The organism is Streptomyces sp. NPDC059166 (assembly GCF_042755185.1).
GTDB lineage: Bacteria > Actinomycetota > Actinomycetes > Streptomycetales > Streptomycetaceae > Streptomyces.
Genome location: NZ_JBHZCI010000011.1, coordinates 1 through 20,425 on the forward strand (window position 1 = coordinate 1; position 20,425 = coordinate 20,425).

Consider the following 20,425-nt stretch of genomic DNA (forward strand, 5'->3'; position numbering starts at 1 on the left):
TTCGTGGGGGGTGCTGCGCGGCGCCGTGGCGCGGCCCGCGCTCCAGCCTTCCCCCGCCCCCCCCCCGCGCCCCCGGGGGGCGCCCCCCCCGCCGGTTCGCGGCCCCCCCCCCCCCCACAAGTCGCCCCCCCCCCCCGTTGGGGCGGCCCCCCGTGGGACACGTGCGGGGGGCCCCGCCCCACCCCGCCCCCCCACTCGTCGTTCCAGGGAGAACACCGTGTACGAGTACGAACTCCACCAGATCGCCGTCGCCGAACTGATCCGCAAGGCGGACGAGCAGCGCACCGTCCGCCGGGCCGTGCTCGCCGCCCGTGCCTCCCGCCCGTCCGGGAAGGACGACACGGAGGGGCGGGTGGGCAGGAGCCGGAGCTGGTTCGCACGTGCCGCCTGAGCACAGGCAGCCGCTGGGCACGGGAACCCGGCGGGCAGGGCAGGCCCGGTGGCCTGCGCGTGAACCCCGGTGGGCATGGAGGGCCCGGTTGCCGGCACGGGAACCCCCGTGCCGGCACCGGCACTCCGGTGGGCGGGAGAGCACAGGGGAGCGAGGGAACATCCATGGGCATGCGAACCCGGCCTGAATCGATGGACGAGGTGTCCGTGCTCTGTGCGATGCTCGGCGCTGTGGAGACCAACACCGTCAGCCCCGTCTTCGTCGGCCGGACCGGGGAACTCGCAGCACTCACCGACACCCTCGGACGGGCCGCCGCCGGGGAGCCGCAAGCCGTGCTCCTCGGTGGTGAGGCGGGCGTCGGAAAGACCAGGCTGGTCGAGGAGTTCACCGCGACGGCCGTCCTCCACGACGCCGTCGTCGCCGTCGGCGGGTGTGTGGAGATCGGGGCCGAGGGCCTGCCCTACGCCCCCTTCGCCTCCGCCCTCCGCGCCCTGCGCCGGTCACTGCCCGAGGAACTGGACGAAGCGCTGACCGGGCAGGAGGGCGAGCTCGCCCGACTCCTGCCCGAGCTGGGCGAGGCCGACACGGCACCGAACGACGAACACGGCACCGCACGGCTCTTCGAGCTCACCGCCCGGCTCCTGGAACGCGTATCCGCCGCCCGGACGGTCGTCCTCGTGCTCGAGGACCTGCACTGGGCCGACGCCTCCACACGCCACCTGCTCGCCTACCTGTTCCGCACCCTGCACAGCGGCCGGCTGGTCGTGATCGCCACCTACCGTGCCGACGACGTCCACCGGCGTCACCCGCTGCGCCCCCTCCTCGCGGAGCTGGACCGGCTGCGCACGGTGCGCCGCATCGAGCTCGACCGTTTCAGCCACGCCGAGGTGGGCCGACAGCTCACCGGGATACTCGCGATGGTCCCCGACGCCACGCTCGTCGACGACATCTTCGAACGCTCCGACGGCAACGCCTTCTTCGTGGAGGAACTCGCCCGCAGCGTGGAATGCTGCGGCGGCGACAGCTCCGTGCTCTCCGACTCGCTCCGCGACCTCCTCCTCGTACGCGTGGAGGCGCTGCCCGAGGACGCGCAGCGAGCGGCCCGGATCATCGCCGAGGGCGGTTCCACCGTCGAGCACCGGCTCCTGGCCGCCGTCTCCGGTCTGTCCGAGGACGCTCTCGACGAGGCACTGCGGGCCGCCGTGGGCGCCAACCTCCTCCTGCCCGCCCCGGACACCGACGGTTACCGCTTCCGGCACTCCCTGGTCCGGGAGGCCGTCAGCGACGACCTGCTCCCCGGTGAACGCACCCGTCTGAACCGGCGCTACGCCGAAGCGCTCGAGGCCGACCCCTCGCTCGTCCGCGCCGACGAAAGGGCCGCCCGCCTCGCCAGCTACTGGTACGCAGCGCACGACGCCGTCAAGGCGCTGCCCGCCGTGCTGCAGGCCGCGGTCGAGGCCCGGCGGCGCTACGCCTACAGCGAGCAACTCAGGCTGCTGGAAAGGGCGATGGAGCTCTGGGACGACGTCCCCGACACGGTACGCGCCACCCTGCGCCCGCTCGACCACGCCGAGGCGTACCCGGGCTGCGGCTGCGAGCCGGGGGCCGACCCGCTGCGTTACCTCGACCTGATGGCCGAGGCGACGGTGGCCGCCCGCTTCGGAGCCGACCGTGAGCGTGCGCTGAAGCTGACCAAGAAGGCGCTGCGCATCCTCGACGGCGAAGGGGACCCCTTGCGCGCCGCGTGGTTCTGGGTGCAGCGCTCGCTGCTCATGCAGAGCCTGTCCCGCGGCGACGGCAGGCGGGAACTCGCCACCGCCGAGGACCTGGTGCGCGGACTCGCACCCTCCGCGGTCCACGCCGACGTCCTGGCGACCGTCGCGAGCTGGGGCGCGCTGCACCGCCCCGGCCCCGAGACCCTGGTCGCCGCCGACCGCGCCGTGGAGTACGCCCGTCTCGTCGGGGAGGAGTCCATCGAACTGCACGCCCGGCTCACCCGCGGCTGGCTCACCATCGACGCCGGGGGCGTCGAGGAGGGGATCGCCGAGATGTACGCCGTCCGGGACCGGGCCGAGGAACTGCATCTGGTGGGTGTGATGAGCCGAGCCGCCATCAACCTGCCCTCCTCCCTGGAATCCGCCGGCCGCTCGGAGGAGGCCGTGGTCGCCGCCGAGCACGGCATCGCCATCTGCAACGCCCACGGGCTCCCTGAGTCCGAGGCCTGGGTACGGGCCAACCAGGCGCAGTCGTACTTCGCGCTGGGGCGCTTCGACGAGAGCCGGGCCGCCGCCGACGCGGCCGCTCCGCTCGCCAGGTCCCGCAAGGCCCACGGCCTGGTCGCCACACGACGCGGCGACCTGGCCCTGGTCCGGGGCGACTTCGCGGAGGCCGCAGAGCAACTGGCCCTCAACCGGCGTCACCTCGGTCTCCACGATCCCCAGCCGCAGCACCTGATCTGCCCGGTACGTCACGCGGTGACCCTGGCGGCACACAAGGGCCAGGTGCTGGAGGCCCGGGCGATGTTCGAGGCGCAGTCCGACGCCGGACTGCCGCCGGGAACACAGCGGTATTCCCTTCCTCTGCTGCGCGCCGTAGCCGCGATGGAGGCCGACGCACGAGGACTGCCCGCCACGGATGCGGGCAGGCCCGCGATCCTGCGGCGGATACGCGACCACCTCAAGCGGCTCCCGCTGCTGGCGCCGGTCTGGGTCGCCCACGGCCTGCTGATCGAAGCGGAACTAGCCCGCGCCGAAGGGGCGGACACACCCGACCACTGGTGCCGGGCCGCCGAAGCCTTCGCGGGGCGCGGGCGCCCCTACGAGCTCGCCCGGATCCGCCACCGCTGGGCGGAAGCGGTCCTCACCGCCGGGGGTGACCGGACGGAGGCGGCGGGTCTCCTGGCGGAGGCGCACTCCGTCGCCCTGAGCCTCGGCGCCCGTCCCCTCGTGGAGAGCGTGGAACTCCTGGCCGGTCGTGCCCGTATCCCGCTCACCGGCTCCGGCACCGGCGCGAACAGGGAAGGGCGCCCCGGCCCGGCGGAGCCGGTTCCCGCCGTCGACGCGGCCGAGTCGCTCGGGCTGACCACGAGGGAGCAGGAAGTGCACCGGCTGGTCGCGGCCGGGTACACCAACCGCCGGATAGCGGAGGAGCTGTACATCTCACCCAAGACGGCGAGTGTGCACGTCTCCAACATCCTGGCCAAGCTGAGCGTGTCCAGCAGGGGCGAGGCCGCCGCGCTCGCCCATCGCCTGAGGCTGTACGCCGCGGGATGACCCGGCAGTCCCCGGCTACCGCACCTGGAGGAGCAGGACCTTGTCGTCACCGCCCTTCGGGGAGCCGCGGCCGTCGGTGTTGCTCGTGACCAGCCACAGCCTGTCGCCTCCCGCGGGGACCACGGTGCGCAGCCGACCGTACTTCCCCTCGAGGAAGGCCTGGGGATCCGCCGAAGGCTTGGCGTCCGCCCCGCCGGAGAGCGGGATGCGCCAGAGCCGCTCACCGCGCAGCCCCGCCATCCAGACCGATCCCGCGACGTAGGCGATGCCGCTGGGGGATGCCTCCGAGGTCTTCCACTGGGCCACGGGATCGACGTACCCGGATTCCCCCTTCTCGCCCTCCACCTCGGGCCAGCCGTAGTTCTTGCCCGGCTCGACGCGGTTCAGCTCGTCCCAGGTGTTCTGCCCGAACTCGGAGGCCCAGAGCTGCTTCTGACCGTCCCAGGCGAGACCCTGCACATTGCGGTGGCCCCAGGAGTAGACCACGGAGTCCCCCTCCGGGTTGCCGTGGACGGGTTCACCGTCCGGCGTCATCCGGAGGATCTTGCCCGCCAGGGACGAGGTGTCCTGGGCGAGGCCGTCGTCCCCGGTCTCGCCCGTGCCGGCGTACAGCATGCGGTCCGGTCCGAAGGCGATACGGCCGCCGTTGTGGATGGAACCCTTCGGGATGCCGCGCAGGATGGTGTCCGGCGCCCCGAGCTGCTGGCCGGGCGGCTTGTCCTCGTCGTACTGCAGGCGGGCGATGCGGTTGTCCGACTCGGTGGTGAAGTAGGCGTAGATCAGATGGTCGGCACCGAACGTCGGGGCCACGGCCAGACCGAGCAGGCCGCCCTCGCTGCCCGGGGCCACGCCCGGCACCGAGCCGAGGAGGGTCTTCTTCCCGCTCCCGGCGTCGATCCGGGTGATCGTCGCCTCGTCCCGCGAGCCGACCAGCAGGTCGCCCCCGGGCAGGGCGGCGACGCCCCAAGGGGACGACAGGCCGTCCGTGAGCGTCCGCACCACCTTCACCGAACCCTTGGCAGGCGGAACGTCTGCCGACGGGCTCGCCGAGGCGGGAGCCGATGTGGCGCCCGCCGAGGAGGACGGGCCCTCGCCGGCCGCGGGATCACCGCCGGACGAACAGGCGGACAACAGGAGGGAGGCCGAAGCGAGCAGGGCCACCACTCCCTTGCGCAGCACGGGACTTTGCACAGCACCGATCCTTTCGACGGTCGCACGGTCATCTTTCCTACACCGCTGCCCCGTCACAGGTTCCCGATCCGCGACCATTCTCCCGTCGCCGGATCAGTCCCACGACCCGAGGGCCGGGGGCAGCCCGGCGATCTCGGCCAGATCCCGGTCCGTCAGCGCCAGCCGCGCGGCACCCGCGTTCTCCACGGCCCACCCTTCCCGCTTCGCGCCGGGGACGGGCACCACATGGCGGCCCTGGTGCAGCACCCACGCCAGCGCGACCTGCGCGGGGGTCGCGTCGTGCCGCGTCGCCACCCTCCGCAGCCCAGCCACCACCGGCTGGTTGGCGGCCATCATCTCCGCGGTGAACCGGGGATGCCTGGCCCGGGGGTCGTCGGGTTCGAAACCCTGGCCCGGCTTGAGCGTGCCCGTGAGGTAGCCGCTGCCCAGAGGCATCGCGGCCAGCACCCCCACCCCCCGGGCCGCGCACCACGGCAGCAGGTCCTCCAGCGCCTCGGGCGACCACACCGACAGCTCCGCCTGGACCGCGCTCACGGGGAAGACCTGCTGGATCCGCTCCAGCTGGGCGATCGTCGCGTCGTGCGTCCGCGCGCCCCTGCGGCGGCCCGCCCGCGCCCCCACCGCGCACAGCCCGAGCGCCCGCACCTTGCCCGCGGTGACCAGGTCCGCCATGGCGCCCCAGGTCTCCTCCACCGGGACCTCGGGATCGGCCCGGTGCAGCTGGTACAGATCGATCACATCGGTCTGCAGACGTCGCAGCGAGGCGTCGCAGGCGCGGCGGACGTATCCCGGACGGCCGTTGGCGACGATGTGCTGATCCCCCACCAGCAGACCGCACTTGGTGGAGAGGAAGGCCTCGGACCGCCGCCCCCTGAGCGCCCGTCCGACCAGCAGCTCATTGGTGAAGGGGCCGTACATGTCAGCGGTGTCGAGCAGTTGCACCCCCGCGTCCAGCGCGGCGTGCACGGTCCGCACCGAGCGGTCGCCCCTCCGCTGCGACGCGCTGTAGGCCCAGCTCATCGGCATGCAGCCCAGCCCGACCGCACCCACGGACAGCGCCGTCGCACCGATTGTCCTGCGCTCCAACTCCCCGAACCCTCCCTCGGTCCCGTGATCACGGGACCAGCCGCACCCCAAAGTAACCTCTGCGCTTTCGCGACCTTCGCATAGCCTCCTGACCATGACTTCTACATCCGCCACCGACATATGGCTCCCGTTCCCCGCCGACGAGATCGCGGGACTCCCCGAAGGACTCGACTACCGCTTCTGGGACGGAGGCGAGGACTACCCGGCGGACCCCGCCCGCTGCGCGTTCTACGTGGTCCCCTACATGAAGGGCTCCGAGGTCGCGGTCCGCCCGCTCAAGGGGATGGGATCGGTCCAGGTCGTGCAGACCCTGTCCGCGGGCATCGACCACGTGGAGCCAGGGCTCGGCCTGCTGCCGGCCGGGGTGCGGCTCTGCAACGCCAAGGGCGTGCACGAGGCGTCGACGGCCGAGCTCGCGCTCGCCCTCGTCCTCGCCTCCCTCCGAGGATTCCCCGGATTCGCGGAGGGCCAGGAGAAGGAGGAGTGGCGGTCCGGTTTCTACCCCGCGCTCGCCGACAAGACCGTGCTCGTGGTGGGCTACGGATCGATCGGCGCGGCCATCGAGGACCGGCTCGAACCCTTCGAGTGCGCGCGGGTGGTGCGCGTCGCGCGCTCCGCACGGGCAACGGCGCGCGGCCCCGTACACGCGATCGACGAGCTCCCGGCACTGCTGCCCGAGGCCGACGTCGTCATCCTGTCCACTCCGCTGAACCCGTCCACGCAGGGGCTGGTCGGCCCCGCCTTCCTCGCGGCGATGCAGGACGGAGCGCTCCTCGTGAACGTCGCGCGCGGCGGAGTCGTCGACACCGGGGCCCTGTTGTCCGAACTCGAGTCCGGGCGCCTCCGTGCCGCACTCGACGTGACCGACCCCGAACCGCTGCCCGCCGGCCACCCTCTCTGGCATGCTCCCCACACACTGATCACACCCCATGTGGGCGGAAGCACCTCCGCGTTCCTGCCCAGGGCGAAGCGCCTGCTGGCCCGGCAGATCACCAGCTTCGCCGCGGGGGAGCCGGTGGACAACGTCGTGCTCACCACCGGCTGACCGCGCTCCGCGGGACCCGCCCGGGGCCGTCGCGATCCGGCAACACCCCAGGTGGTCACGGAGAGTAGAGAAAGCATGTCCCTGAGTGACGGCTCTGGTGTATCGTCCACAGGAGGGCTGCGCCGTGGAAGGGACGGCGCCGGGGCAGAAGCGCAACGCGAGGGGGCGATGGGCGATGTTCGGCCGGTGGAGAGACGATCCGACGCTGCGCAGCGCGCGGCGGAGGCCGGCGGCGAGCACTCCGTGTTCCCTGCGGGGAGTTCACCGGTGAGCGCCCTCGGAACGCTGCTCTCCCGGCGGCCCGTACCCGGCAGGCCGGCGGGGATGCGGTCACAGCTCGCACTCGCCGCGCTCTGCGCCGGGTACGCCGTGGGGGCTGCCGTCGGCTGGGGGTCGCCCGGAGTCGCCCTGTTCATGGGGGACTTCGGACTCAGCGCCGCGGCCCTGGTGGCGGCCGTGTCCTGCTTCCTCTACGCCAGGGCAGGCGGCAGCCGCCTCCGGCCCGCCTGGCTCCTCTTCGCGCTCTCCTCGTTCATGGCCGCCGGGGGCAACGCGGTCTGGGGGTGGTACGAGGTGGTGCTCTCCCGCCCCGTGCCCTCCCCTTCCCTCGCGGACCTCTTCTTCCTCTGCTTCGCCCCGCCGGCCATCGTCGGCCTGCTCGTCCTCGCCAAGCGGCCCGTCACCAGAGCCGGCTGGGTCTGCCTGGTCCTGGACGCCTGGCTGATCGGCGGCTCCCTGCTGACCCTCTCCTGGAGCCTCGCGCTGGCCCACACGGCCCACGTCGTCAACGCCGCGGGGGAGAGTGTGTCCAGGGCGGCCCTCTCGCTCGCCTATCCGCTGCTCGACATCGTGCTGGTCTCCATGGTCCTCGCGCTGCACTTCCGGCGGGTCAGCGTGAACCGCTCCGCCGTGAACACCGCCATCGCGGGGCTGGCCCTCACCGTCGTGTGCGACGCCCTGTTCACCGCCCCGCTGCTGCGCTCCTCGTACCACTCGGGCCAGTTGCTGGACGCGGGATGGTTCGCCGGGTCCCTGATCCTCGCCTACGCCCCCTGGGGAGCCGGTCGTGGCCAGGACAACGCTGTCGAGGCGCCCGCCCCCGGCACGGCCGTCGCCGGCCGCCCGATCGCGGGGTCGCTCGCCGCGCTCACGCCCTACCTGGCCGCCGCGGTCTGCACCCTCGGCATCCTCTACAACGTGGTCGAGGGACGCAGGGTCGACCGCGTCGTCGTCCTCACCGGCTGCGCGGTGGTGCTCGCCCTGGTTCTCCGGCAGGCGATCATGCTCCTCGACAACATCGCGCTCACCCAGGAACTGGCCCAGAAGGAGAACCACTTCCGCTCCCTCGTCCAGGGGTCGAGCGACGTCATCATGATCGCCGAACCCAGCGGTGTGCTCCGCTACGTGAGTCCCGCGGCGGCCGGGGTCTACCGGCGTGACGCCGAGGACCTCGTCGGCGCCGAGCTGTCCTCGATCATCCACCCCGACGACCTCGGGGGAGTGGTCCACGAACTACGGCGCTTCCTCGCCTCCACGCCCCGCGACGTCCCCACGACGAGGATCGAGTGCCGCTTCGGATCCGGTTCGGGCGACTGGCTCCACGTCGAGTCCACGGTCAACCGCCACGAGGGCGGCCTGCTGCTCAACAGCCGTGACGTCACGGAGCGGGTCAGGCTGCAGGCCCAGCTCCAGCACAACGCCGAGCACGACCCGCTCACCGACCTGCCCAACCGCGCCCTCTTCACCGACAGGGTCAGGCAGGCACTCGGCGGCCGCCGGACCGGAGATCCGGGCACCGCGGTGCTCTTCATCGACCTGGACGGCTTCAAGGCGGTCAACGACTCCATCGGCCACCAGGCCGGGGACGAACTGCTCGTCCAGGCCGCCCGCCGGCTCCAGGAGTCCGTCCGCGCCTCGGACACCGCCGCGCGCCTCGGCGGCGACGAGTTCGCCGCGCTCATCGTCGGCGACGGCACACGCGACCAGGCCGCCCGGGAGTGCCAGGTGCACGAGATCGCCGACCGGCTCCGGATGCGGCTCTCCCAGCCGTACCGGATCGGCACCGGGGACGTCCGGGTGGCCGCCTCCATCGGGGTCGCCTTCGCCGAGCCCTCGATCACACCCAAGGACCTCATGCGCAACGCCGACCTCGCCATGTACCGGGCGAAGGCGGGCGGCAAGGACCGGGTCGAGCTGTACGCACCCCAGATGCAGGCCGACGTGGTGCGCCGATCCGAACTCGCCGTGCGGCTGCGCACCGCCCTGGAGGACGGCGAGTTCGCCCTCCTCCACCAGCCCGTCGTCCACCTGGCCACCGGCACGGTCGCCGCGGTCTCCGCCCAGGCCCGCTGGCGGTCGGCCCAGGGCATCCTGTTCACCCCGGCGGAGTTCCTCCGGGTCTCCGAGGACAGCGACCGCGCCGCCGAACTCGGCACCTGGCTGCTCGAGGAAGCGGTCGAGCAGGCCGCGGACCGGACCAGGGCGGGCCACCCGGTCTCGGTGTCCGTGCGGGTCTCGGCCGCCCGGCTCCTGGACCGCACCCTTCCACCGGGTTCCGTCGAGCAGTTCCTGACCCGGCACGGGCTCCCCTCCGGCGCCCTCATGATCGAGGTGGCCGACAGCGACCCCCGCATCTCCTTCGACGAGCTGGAACAGCGGCTGGTCGCGATGCGCAGGCTGGGTGTCCGGATCGCGCTCGACGGCTTCGGCAGCGGGTACGCGGCGGTCAACGCCCTGCGGCGGCTCCCCATCGACGTACTGAAGCTCGACCGCTGCCTGGTGGAGGGGGTCGTGGAGTCGGCCCGGCTGCACAAGATCACCAGTGGGCTGCTGCGCATCGCGGGGGACCTGGGCATGCAGTCCGTCGCCGACGGCGTCGACGTGCCGGAACAGGTGCGCGCGCTGCGCGCCATGGGGTGCACCCACGGCCAGGGGATGGCCTTCGCGGGGCCCCTCGACGAGTACAGGCTGAGACGGACCCTCGTCAGGGGGAAGTTCCCGGTCCCCGGCCTCGGACCTGGGCCGCAGCCGGTGCTGGCGGGGGGCGCCATCCCCCTCCAGAGCCGTTCACATGATGAGACTCCCGTCCCACCCACTTGACATCCCGGGCGCCCTGGAGAGAGGGTCAATGCCATGCGCACCCGAATTCTCGTACTTGGAAAGCGCGTCGGCTGAAGCAGGGTCACTCATGGACACCTTGCAGACCGCACCGGCGCGCTCCCCTCGCTTGCCTCACGGCACGAGGGGTTTTTTGTTGCACCGGGACCTTTCAGAACCCAGTAAAAACACCGCATAAACCCTCAGCTTCGAGAAGAGAATGCCGATGACCGAGCAGGCCACCGGGGCCCAGCACCCGCAGCCGCGGGCCCGTACCGGCGGACCGTCCTCCGCCTCCGTTGAGCACGTCACGGGCGCGCAGTCCCTCATCCGTTCTCTCGAGGAAGTCGGCGCCGACACCGTATTCGGACTCCCCGGTGGCTGCATCCTCCCGGCGTACGACCCGCTGATGGACTCCACCCGGGTCCGCCACATCCTGGTCCGCCACGAGCAGGGTGCCGGGCACGCCGCCACCGGTTACGCGCAGGCCACCGGCAAGGTCGGCGTCTGCATGGTCACCTCGGGCCCCGGTGCCACCAACCTGGTCACCCCGATCGCCGACGCCGCCATGGACTCCGTGCCGATCGTGGCCATCACCGGCCAGGTGGCCTCCAGCGCCATCGGCACGGACGCCTTCCAGGAAGCCGACATCTGCGGCATCACGATGCCGATCACCAAGCACAACTTCCTGGTGACGAAGGCGGAGGACATCCCGCACACCATCGCCGAGGCCTTCCACATCGCCTCCACCGGCCGCCCCGGCCCGGTCCTCGTGGACATCGCCAAGGACGCGCTGCAGGCGAAGACCACCTTCAGCTGGCCGCCGACGATGGACCTGCCGGGCTACCGTCCGGTCACCAAGCCGCACGCCAAGCAGATCCGCGAGGCCGCAAAGCTCATCACCCAGGCCAAGCGCCCGGTGCTGTACGTCGGCGGCGGCGTCCTGAAGGCCGGCGCGACCGCCGAGCTGAAGGTCCTGGCGGAGCTCACCGGAGCGCCCGTCACCACCACCCTGATGGCGCTCGGCGCCTTCCCCGACAGCCACCCGCTGCACGTGGGAATGCCCGGCATGCACGGTTCGGTCACCGCCGTCACCGCGCTGCAGAAGGCCGACCTGATCGTCGCCCTCGGTGCCAGGTTCGACGACCGCGTCACCGGGAAGCTGGACAGCTTCGCCCCGTTCGCCAAGATCGTCCACGCGGACATCGACCCGGCCGAGATCGGCAAGAACCGGGCCGCCGACGTCCCGATCGTGGGGGACGCCCGCGAGGTCATCGCCGACCTCGTCCAGGCGGTCCAGGCCGAGCACACCGAGGGCGGAGCGGGCGACTACAGCGCCTGGTGGAAGGACCTCAACCGCTGGCGCGAGACCTACCCGGTCGGCTACGACCTGCCCGAGGACGGCAGCCTCTCGCCGCAGCAGGTCATCCAGCGCATCGGCGAACTCGCCCCCGAGGGCACGATCTTCGCGGCGGGCGTCGGGCAGCACCAGATGTGGGCCTCGCACTTCATCCAGTACGAGAAGCCCGCGACCTGGCTCAACTCCGGTGGCGCCGGGACCATGGGATACGCGGTCCCCGCCGCCATGGGCGCCAAGGCCGGCATGCCCGAGCGCGCCGTCTGGGCGATCGACGGCGACGGCTGCTTCCAGATGACCAACCAGGAACTCACCACCTGCGCGCTCAACAACATCCCGATCAAGGTCGCCATCATCAACAACGGCGCCCTCGGGATGGTCCGCCAGTGGCAGACCCTGTTCTACAACCAGCGCTACTCCAACACCGTGCTGCACTCCGGGCCGGACAGCGACGGCACGCCCGCCAAGGGCACCCGGGTGCCCGACTTCGTCAAGCTGTCCGAGGCCATGGGCTGCTACTCGATCCGCTGCGAGGACCCGGCCGACCTGGACAAGGTCATCGCCGAGGCCAACGCGATCAACGACCGCCCGGTCGTCATCGACTTCATCGTCCACGAGGACGCCATGGTCTGGCCGATGGTCGCCGCCGGCACCTCCAACGACGAGGTCATGGCAGCGCGCGGCGTCCGCCCCGACTTCGGCGACAACGAAGACGACTGAGAGACAGAGAGAGACCGACTCCATGTCCACCAAGCACACGCTCTCCGTCCTGGTCGAGAACAAGCCCGGTGTCCTCGCCCGGATCACGGCACTGTTCTCCCGGCGAGGCTTCAACATCGACTCGCTCGCGGTCGGTACCACCGAACATCCCGACATCTCACGCATCACCATTGTCGTGAACGTCGAGGGCCTGCCCCTGGAGCAGGTGACCAAGCAGCTCAACAAGCTGGTCAACGTCCTGAAGATCGTCGAACTCGAGCCCTCCGCAGCGATCCAGCGGGAGCTCGTCCTGGTGAAGGTCCGCGCAGACAACGAGACCCGCTCCCAGATCGTCGAGATCGTCCAGCTGTTCCGGGCCAAGACCGTGGACGTCTCTCCCGAGGCCGTCACGATCGAGGCGACCGGGGGCGCCGACAAGCTGGAGGCCATGCTCAAGATGCTGGAGCAGTTCGGCATCAAGGAGCTCGTCCAGTCCGGCACCATCGCCATAGGGCGCGGCGCGCGCTCGATCACCGACCGGTCCCTGCGCGCCCTCGACCGCACGGCGTAAACCCTCACCCGCCGCCTCGCCGCTCGCATGGCGAGACCCGGCGACGTATCCGACGCACCCCGCCGTACGGTGGGACGCAACACCTGCACACATAGGAGAAGACCCAGTGGCCGAGCTGTTCTACGACGACGATGCCGACCTGTCCATCATCCAGGGCCGCAAGGTCGCGGTCCTCGGCTACGGCAGCCAGGGCCACGCCCACGCGCTGTCGCTGCGTGACTCGGGTGTCGACGTCCGTGTCGGTCTGCACGAGGGCTCGAAGTCCAAGGCGAAGGCCGAGGAGCAGGGCCTGCGCGTGGTGACCCCGTCCGAGGCCGCCGCCGAGGCCGACGTCATCATGATCCTCGTCCCGGACCCGATCCAGGCCAAGGTCTACGAGGAGTCCGTCAAGGACAACCTCAAGGACGGCGACGCGCTGTTCTTCGGCCACGGCCTGAACATCCGCTTCGACTTCATCAAGCCGCCGGCCAACGTCGACGTCTGCATGGTCGCCCCCAAGGGCCCCGGCCACCTGGTCCGCCGCCAGTACGAGGAAGGCCGCGGCGTCCCGTGCATCGTGGCCGTCGAGCAGGACGCCTCGGGCAAGGGCCTGGAGCTGGCCCTCAGCTACGCCAAGGGCATCGGCGGCACGCGTGCCGGCGTCATCAAGACGACCTTCACCGAGGAGACCGAGACCGACCTGTTCGGTGAGCAGGCCGTCCTCTGCGGTGGCACCGCCGCCCTGGTCAAGGCCGGTTTCGAGACGCTGACCGAGGCCGGCTACCAGCCGGAGATCGCGTACTTCGAGTGCCTCCACGAGCTCAAGCTCATCGTCGACCTCATGTACGAGGGCGGCCTGGAGAAGATGCGCTGGTCCATCTCCGAGACCGCCGAGTGGGGCGACTACGTCACCGGCCCGCGCATCATCACGGACGCCACCAAGGCCGAGATGAAGAAGGTCCTCGCCGAGATCCAGGACGGCACCTTCGCCAAGAACTGGATGGCCGAGTACCACAACGGCCTGCCCAAGTACAACGAGTACAAGAAGGCCGACAGCGACCACCTGCTGGAGACCACCGGCAAGGAGCTCCGCAAGCTCATGAGCTGGGTCAACGACGAGGACGCCTGAGTTCTCGCCGGGGGGCGGGCCCGAACGGGCCCGCCCCCCGGCACATGGCCGGTTCCGCACCGTGTCACTGCGGGGCGGGCCGGTGGCAGGAGACGGCACCGTACGTCTGTACACGCCGTCCACCCCGTGCGGGTGATCCTTCCACCGGGGCGGAGTCATCGCCCCGGCCGCATGACTACACTGCTCAACACATACACGCGTCAGGGCCCACAGTGTCGTGCGTCTTCCACGCGGCTAGCCCCTCCACCGCCTGCGGCCGTCGGGACGGCCGTCCGCACTGGACTTGTGAGGACACACGTGAGCTCGAAACCTGTCGTACTCATCGCCGAAGAGCTGTCGCCCGCCACGGTGGACGCCCTGGGTCCGGACTTCGAGATCCGGCACTGCAACGGCGCCGACCGCGCCGAACTCCTCCCCGCGATCGCCGACGTCGACGCCATCCTGGTGCGCTCCGCCACCAAGGTCGACGCCGAGGCCCTCGCCGCGGCCAAGCAGCTCAAGGTCGTCGCCCGCGCAGGTGTCGGTCTCGACAACGTCGACGTCTCCGCGGCGACCAAGGCCGGCGTGATGGTCGTCAACGCGCCGACGTCCAACATCGTCACCGCTGCCGAGCTCGCCTGCGGCCTGCTCGTCGCCACCGCGCGCAACATCCCCCAGGCCAACACCGCCCTGAAGAACGGCGAGTGGAAGCGCTCCAAGTACACCGGTGTCGAGCTCAGCGAGAAGACCCTCGGCGTCGTCGGCCTCGGCCGCATCGGCGTGCTGGTCGCCCAGCGCATGTCGGCCTTCGGCATGAAGATCGTCGCGTACGACCCCTACGTACAGCCCGCGCGGGCCGCGCAGATGGGCGTCAAGCTCCTCACGCTGGACGAGCTGCTCGAGGTCTCCGACTTCATCACGGTGCACCTCCCCAAGACCCCCGAGACGCTCGGCCTGATCGGCGACGAGGCGCTGCACAAGGTCAAGCCCTCGGTGCGCATCGTCAACGCCGCGCGCGGTGGGATCGTCGACGAGGAGGCGCTCGCCTCCGCCCTCAAGGAGGGCCGTGTCGCCGGCGCCGGTCTGGACGTGTACACCAAGGAGCCCTGCACGGACTCCCCGCTCTTCCAGTTCGACCAGGTCGTCTGCACCCCGCACCTCGGTGCCTCCACCGACGAGGCGCAGGAGAAGGCCGGCATCGCCGTCGCCAAGTCCGTCCGCCTGGCGCTCGCCGGTGAGCTCGTGCCCGACGCGGTCAACGTCCAGGGCGGTGTCATCGCCGAGGACGTGCGCCCCGGTCTGCCGCTCGCCGAGAAGCTCGGCCGGATCTTCACCGCACTCGCGGGCGAGGTCGCGGCCCGTCTCGACGTCGAGGTCTACGGCGAGATCACGCAGCACGACGTGAAGGTGCTCGAACTCTCCGCGCTCAAGGGCGTGTTCGAGGACGTCGTCGACGAGACCGTCAGCTACGTCAACGCGCCGCTCTTCGCGCAGGAGCGCGGTGTAGAGGTCCGCCTCACCACCAGCTCCGAGTCGCCCGACCACCGCAACGTGGTGACCGTCAGGGGCACCCTGGCCAACGGCGAGGAGGTCGCGGTCTCCGGCACGCTGGCCGGTCCCAAGCACCTCCAGAAGATCGTCGCCATCGGCGCGCACGACGTGGACCTGGCGCTCGCCGACCACATGGTCGTCCTGCGGTACGAGGACCGTCCCGGCGTCGTCGGCACGGTCGGCAAGATCCTCGGCGAGGCCGGGCTGAACATCGCCGGCATGCAGGTCTCGCGTCAGGACGCGGGCGGCGAGGCCCTCGTGGTCCTCACCGTCGACGACACGATCCCGCAGTCGGTCCTCACCGAGATCGCCGACGAGATCGGCGCCGCCTCGGCGCGTTCGGTGAACCTCACCGACTGACCACCCGCGTACGGCAGCCGCGCCCGGCGGACGGAGAGCTCTCCGTCCGCCGGGCGCGGTCGTCTTCGAGCCCCGGCCGTGCCGTCAGCCGTCGACATGCCCGGTGAAGAGCGCGACGAGGAAGACCATCCAGCCCAGGGTGCTGATCATCGCCGGGAACATGGCGGCGAGTGCGCAGCCCACCGCGGCGAGATGGATTCGACGACGGCCGAGGGCCGGAGCCCGGGAGAGGAACCAGCTCGGGAGGATCACCGCGTAGGCGAGCACCACACCCCCGGCCATCAGGAACGTCCGGTCGGCGAAGGTGTTGTCGGTCCCGGAGACCGCGGCGGCCACCAACGGGGCCAGCAGGGTGCCCAGCAGCGGGGCGGCCCACCAGCGCGGTGCGCTCTGCACGGAGGTGGTGGGGGCCACACGGATGTCGTTGCTCATGGGACCAGTCCATCGCTTCGGCCGCCGTGTCCACTCCGCCGCCGTACTCAGCCGCCACCGGCGCCGTACTCATCCGGTGCCGGTACCGCTGCGGGCAGCCCCGGAAGCGGGTGGCCGCCCGGGCGGAAGTCCAGCGGATCGCACGGCCGGCCCCCGGTGCGTGCTGTCGACGGAGGCCGGAACCTCTCCGTCTCTCTCAGAGCCGGGCCTGCTTCAGCGCCATGTGGAGCAGCAGCCGGTCCTCGCCGTCGTTCAGGTCGAGGCCGGTGAGCTGCTGGACACGGCCGAGGCGGTAGTAGAGCGTCTGGCGGTGGATGCCCAGGTCCGACGCGGTCCTGCTCGCCTGGCCCGCACGGTCGAGGAACACCTCGGCGGTACGGGCCAGTTCGGCGTGGGGCGGGGAGAGCAGGGCGCGGACCGAGGGGTCCGGCAGGCCCTCCGGGGCGGGAGGCAGGGCCGCGAGCAGCCGGTACGGGCCGATGGCCCGCCATTCGGCGACCCGGCCGAAGCGTGATTCCGCCGAGGCCGCCCGGGCGGCGGACAGCGCCTCGTGCCAGGAGCAGCCCAGCTCGGCAAGGCCCCTGCGTGGCGCGGCCAGGCCGCCGGTGGCGGAGGCTCCCGCGGTGGTGCAGAGCCGTCGCGCGGCCGCGGCGGCCGGGTCGAGGGCGTCGGGGGAGCGGAGCCGGACCAGGGCTGCCAGGGCCTGGCCGCCCGCTGCCGGGACCGTGGCGAGGGCGGCCGCCGAGGGCACCGTGCGCACCGAGGGGGTCCCGCCCGGCCAGCCGGTCACGCACACCACCGTGTGCAGCCGGTCCGCGTCCTCGCCCAGCGCCTCGTGCAGCGCGGTCACGGCCGTGTCGCGCTGCCGGCCGCTCGCGGCGAGGAGCGCCGCGGAGAACTCCCGGGACAGGTCCGCGCCCGCCCGCTCCTCGTCGGAGAGCAGGGCGCCGATCCGGGCGGCCACCTCCATCGCGGCGGCCAGCTGCTCGTCCGTCGGTACGGGGTGGGCGTCCAGCAGCCAGACGTACCCCAGGACGACACCCCGATGGCGTACCGGGAGGCAGATCCGGTCCCGGAACACCCCGGCCTCGGGGGCGGCCGGGATGTGGACCGGGCCCGTCGCCCGGGTGATGCCGAAGCCCTCGAACCACTCGCGCACCGCGGGGGTGGAGCGCCGCGTCAGGATGGAGCGTGTGCGGACGGGGTCCATCGCCGCGTCGTCGTCGCTGTCGTGGGCCCCGAAGGCCACGAGGCCGAAGTCGCGGTTCTCCAGGGTCGCGGGGGCGCTGAGCAGCGCGGAGATCTCGTCGACGAGTTCCTGGTAATCGGCCTTCACCCCGCCATTCTCGCACCGCTTCAGACAGATGTCTGAGGTCCGGAGCGCGGATGCGTGACAGCTGTCGATGGCACGCGAGCGCCGTGGTCCCTAGATTTCACAGTGGTTCTCCGTGCCGTCCCGGTCTGTTCATGTGTATACCGGTCCGGCCTCGTTCGTACTCCGTGGAGGTGCCCCGTGCTGGGTCCCGTGATTCTCGCCGCGTCCCGCAGCGACAAGATGCGTCGTTTCATCTCGGCAGCGCCGGGCACCAAGCAGGTCGTCGACCGCTTCATCGCGGGGGAGACCGTCGACGACGTCGTCCCGGTCGTCGAGGACGCGGCGTCGAAGGGCCTCGAGGTCACCCTGGACGTCGTGGGTGAGGACATCACCACCCCCGAGCAGGCCGCAGCCGCACGCGACGCGTACCTGGAGCTCATCGGACGGCTGAAGGAGCTCGGCCTCGGCCCCCGCGCCGAGATGTCCGTCAAGCTGTCCATGTTCGGCCAGTCCCTTCCCGCCTCCGTGGTCGGCACGCATGCCCCCGAGGCACCCGACGGTTTCCCGGGCGGCCACGAGCTGGCCCTCGCGAACGTCCGCCCGGTGGTCGAGGCCGCCGCCGCGATCGGCACCACGGTGACCCTGGACGCCGAGGACCACACCACCCTGGACTCGATGTTCGCCATCCACGAGGAGCTGCGGAAGGACTTCCCGCAGACCGGATGCGTGATCCAGTCCTACCTGTTCCGCACCGAGGCCGACGCCCGCCGTCTCGCCGCCGCCGGCAGCCGGGTCCGTCTGGTGAAGGGCGCCTACAAGGAGCCCGCCTCCGTCGCGTACCAGAACAAGCCGGAGATCGACAAGGCGTACGTCCGCGTCCTGAAGACCCTGATGCAGGGCGAGGGCTACCCGATGATCGGCTCTCACGACCCCCGTCTCATCGCGATCGGGCAGGAGCTCGCACGCCAGGCAGGGCGCAAACTGGACGAGTACGAGTTCCAGATGCTGTACGGCATCCGCAGCGACGAGCACGTCCGGCTCGCGGCCGAGGGCCACCGGATGCGCGTCTACACGGCGTACGGCACCGACTGGTACGGATACTTCATGCGCCGCCTCGCGGAGAAGCCGGCCAACCTCCTGTTCTTCGGCCGCTCCGTCCTCACCAAGGGCTGAACCGACAACCCGGCCGAGGGCCCGCGCCACCCGTCCGGCCCCGGCCGCACCAGGGCTCACCCGCCCGGCCGACCACCCACTTCAACCAAGGAGACAAGGCACCCATGGACGCCGTAACCCAGGTCCCCGCGCCGGTCAACGAGCCGGTCCACTCCTACGCTCCCGGCACCCCCGAGCGAGCCCGTCTGGAGGCGAAGCTCAAGGAGCTCGGCGAGAACCCCATCGACCTGCCGATGACCATCGGCGGCGAGAAGCGCATGGGTGGCGGCGAGCGCTTCGACGTCGTGCAGCCGCACAACCACCGCTCCGTCATCGGCACCTTCGCCGCCGCCACCGAGCAGGACGCCCAGGACGCCGTCGACGCGGCCCTGGCCGCCGCTCCGGCCTGGCGCGCGATGTCCTTCGACGACCGCGCGGCCATCATCCTGCGCGCCGCCGAGCTGCTCTCCGGCCCCTGGCGCGAGACGCTGGCCGCCTCCACGATGCTCGGCCAGGGCAAGACCGCCCAGCAGGCCGAGATCGACTGCCCGTGCGAGCTCGTGGACTTCTGGCGCTTCAACGTGCACTACGCGCGCCAGATCCTCGCCGAGCAGCCCCCGGCGAACTCCCCGGGCGTGTGGAACCGCATGGACCACCGTCCGCTCGAGGGCTTCGTCTACGCGATCACGCCCTTCAACTTCTCGGCCATCGCCGCCAACCTGCCCACCGCGCCCGCCCTCATGGGCAACGTCGTGGTGTGGAAGCCGTCCCCGACCCAGACCCACGCCGCCGTGCTCCTCATGGAGCTCCTGGAGGAGGCCGGGCTGCCGAAGGGCGTCATCAACCTCGTCACCGGTGACGGCATCGCCGTCTCCGAGGTCGCCCTGAACCACCGCGACCTGGCCGGTGTCCACTTCACCGGCTCGACCCCCACCTTCCAGCACCTGTGGAAGACGGTCGGCAACAACATCGCCAACTACCGCACCTACCCGCGGCTCGTCGGCGAGACCGGCGGCAAGGACTTCGTCGTCGCGCACCCCAGCGCCGACCGCGCCGTGCTGAAGACCGCGCTGACCCGCGGCTCCTTCGAGTACCAGGGCCAGAAGTGCTCCGCGTCCTCCCGCGCCTACATCCCGGCCTCCATCTGGAACTCCGGCTTCAAGGAGGAGTTCGCGGCCGAGGTGGACGGCATCACCATGGGTGACGTCACCGACCTGTCGCACTTCATGGGCGCCGTCATCGACGCGCGTTCCTTCGCGAAGAACAAGGCCGCCATCGACCGCGCCAAGTCGGACCCGTCCTGCACGGTCGTCGCGGGCGGGACCTACGACGACTCCGTGGGCTACTTCGTCCGCCCGACCGTCGTCGTCTGCGACGACCCGGCCAACGAGATCTTCACCACCGAGTACTTCGGCCCGATCCTCGCCGTGCACGTCTACGAGGACGAGAAGTACGACGCGATGCTGGAGCAGATGGAGTCGGTCTCCGACTACGCGCTCACCGGCTCGGTCATCGCCGGCGACCGCGCTGCCGCCGCGTACACGATGGACAAGCTCCGCTACGCCGCGGGCAACTTCTACATCAACGACAAGTCGACCGGCGCCGTCGTCGGCCAGCAGCCCTTCGGCGGCGGCCGCGGCTCCGGCACCAACGACAAGGCGGGCGCCCCGCAGAACCTGCAGCGCTGGACGCTGACCCGCGCCATCAAGGAGACGCTGGTCCCGCCGACCGAGTACACCTACCCCCACCAGGGCTGATGCCCAGGGGCGCCCGCGAGGGCGCCCCGCCCCGCACTCCGCCTCCCGACCGGCTCCCCCCGC

Annotated in this window: 14 protein-coding genes; 10 read left to right on the plus strand and 4 right to left on the minus strand. The window is 71.4% G+C overall.

Going from position 1 to position 20,425, the window contains the following annotated elements; translation table 11 throughout:
- Window positions 1–217: 217 nt before the first annotated feature.
- Both ACFXOA_RS10635 and ACFXOA_RS10640 read left to right on the plus strand, forming a co-directional pair.
- Window positions 218–391: a hypothetical protein gene (locus tag ACFXOA_RS10635; protein WP_385024779.1), complete on the plus strand. Its 174-nt coding sequence runs from the start codon at window positions 218–220 to the stop codon at window positions 389–391.
- A gap of 164 nt (window positions 392–555) precedes the next feature.
- A complete protein-coding gene (locus tag ACFXOA_RS10640; protein ID WP_385024782.1) occupies window positions 556–3,663 on the plus strand; it encodes an AAA family ATPase in 3,108 nt (1,035 codons plus the stop codon).
- Window positions 3,664–3,678: 15 nt separating this feature from the next.
- Here the strand turns inward: ACFXOA_RS10640 and ACFXOA_RS10645 are convergent, their stop codons facing one another.
- Entirely contained in the window at window positions 3,679–4,854 is a 1,176-nt protein-coding gene (locus ACFXOA_RS10645) for a PQQ-dependent sugar dehydrogenase (RefSeq protein WP_385024785.1), read from the minus strand.
- A gap of 93 nt (window positions 4,855–4,947) precedes the next feature.
- Entirely contained in the window at window positions 4,948–5,904 is a 957-nt protein-coding gene (locus tag ACFXOA_RS10650; RefSeq protein ID WP_385025118.1) for an aldo/keto reductase, read from the minus strand.
- A gap of 130 nt (window positions 5,905–6,034) precedes the next feature.
- On the opposite strand from ACFXOA_RS10650, the gene ACFXOA_RS10655 reads away from it, so the two are divergent.
- The 6 genes from ACFXOA_RS10655 to serA all read left to right on the plus strand — a co-directional run bounded on the left by ACFXOA_RS10655 (window position 6,035) and on the right by serA (window position 15,706).
- Window positions 6,035–6,985 (plus strand): 2-hydroxyacid dehydrogenase, encoded by a 951-nt coding sequence (locus tag ACFXOA_RS10655; protein ID WP_385024788.1) that lies wholly within the window; start codon window positions 6,035–6,037, stop codon window positions 6,983–6,985.
- Between the two features lie 267 nt (window positions 6,986–7,252).
- The gene (locus ACFXOA_RS10660) at window positions 7,253–10,084 is read left to right on the plus strand and encodes a putative bifunctional diguanylate cyclase/phosphodiesterase (protein WP_385024791.1); all 2,832 of its coding nucleotides are present in this window, start codon (window positions 7,253–7,255) and stop codon (window positions 10,082–10,084) included.
- Window positions 10,085–10,301: 217 nt separating this feature from the next.
- Window positions 10,302–12,158, plus strand: coding sequence for an acetolactate synthase large subunit (locus ACFXOA_RS10665; protein ID WP_385024794.1), 1,857 nt, complete (start codon window positions 10,302–10,304; stop codon window positions 12,156–12,158).
- A 22-nt stretch (window positions 12,159–12,180) separates the two neighbouring features.
- A complete protein-coding gene (ilvN, locus tag ACFXOA_RS10670; protein WP_104789338.1) occupies window positions 12,181–12,708 on the plus strand; it encodes an acetolactate synthase small subunit in 528 nt (175 codons plus the stop codon).
- Between the two features lie 106 nt (window positions 12,709–12,814).
- Window positions 12,815–13,816 carry a ketol-acid reductoisomerase gene (gene ilvC / locus ACFXOA_RS10675; protein WP_362663666.1) on the plus strand — a complete coding sequence of 334 codons (1,002 nt, stop codon included), beginning with the start codon at window positions 12,815–12,817 and terminating at the stop codon, window positions 13,814–13,816.
- A 297-nt stretch (window positions 13,817–14,113) separates the two neighbouring features.
- Window positions 14,114–15,706: a phosphoglycerate dehydrogenase gene (gene serA / locus ACFXOA_RS10680; RefSeq protein WP_362541865.1), complete on the plus strand. Its 1,593-nt coding sequence runs from the start codon at window positions 14,114–14,116 to the stop codon at window positions 15,704–15,706.
- Between the two features lie 84 nt (window positions 15,707–15,790).
- On the opposite strand, the gene ACFXOA_RS10685 is transcribed toward serA, so the two are convergent.
- The gene (locus ACFXOA_RS10685; RefSeq protein ID WP_385024799.1) at window positions 15,791–16,138 is read right to left on the minus strand and encodes a hypothetical protein; all 348 of its coding nucleotides are present in this window, start codon (window positions 16,136–16,138) and stop codon (window positions 15,791–15,793) included.
- A 196-nt stretch (window positions 16,139–16,334) separates the two neighbouring features.
- Entirely contained in the window at window positions 16,335–17,474 is a 1,140-nt protein-coding gene (locus tag ACFXOA_RS10690; protein ID WP_385024801.1) for a PucR family transcriptional regulator, read from the minus strand.
- A 177-nt stretch (window positions 17,475–17,651) separates the two neighbouring features.
- On the opposite strand from ACFXOA_RS10690, the gene ACFXOA_RS10695 reads away from it, so the two are divergent.
- Window positions 17,652–18,626, plus strand: coding sequence for a proline dehydrogenase family protein (locus ACFXOA_RS10695; protein WP_385024804.1), 975 nt, complete (start codon window positions 17,652–17,654; stop codon window positions 18,624–18,626).
- A 104-nt stretch (window positions 18,627–18,730) separates the two neighbouring features.
- Window positions 18,731–20,362, plus strand: coding sequence for an L-glutamate gamma-semialdehyde dehydrogenase (gene pruA / locus ACFXOA_RS10700; RefSeq protein WP_385024807.1), 1,632 nt, complete (start codon window positions 18,731–18,733; stop codon window positions 20,360–20,362).
- The last annotated feature ends 63 nt before the right edge of the window (window positions 20,363–20,425 follow it).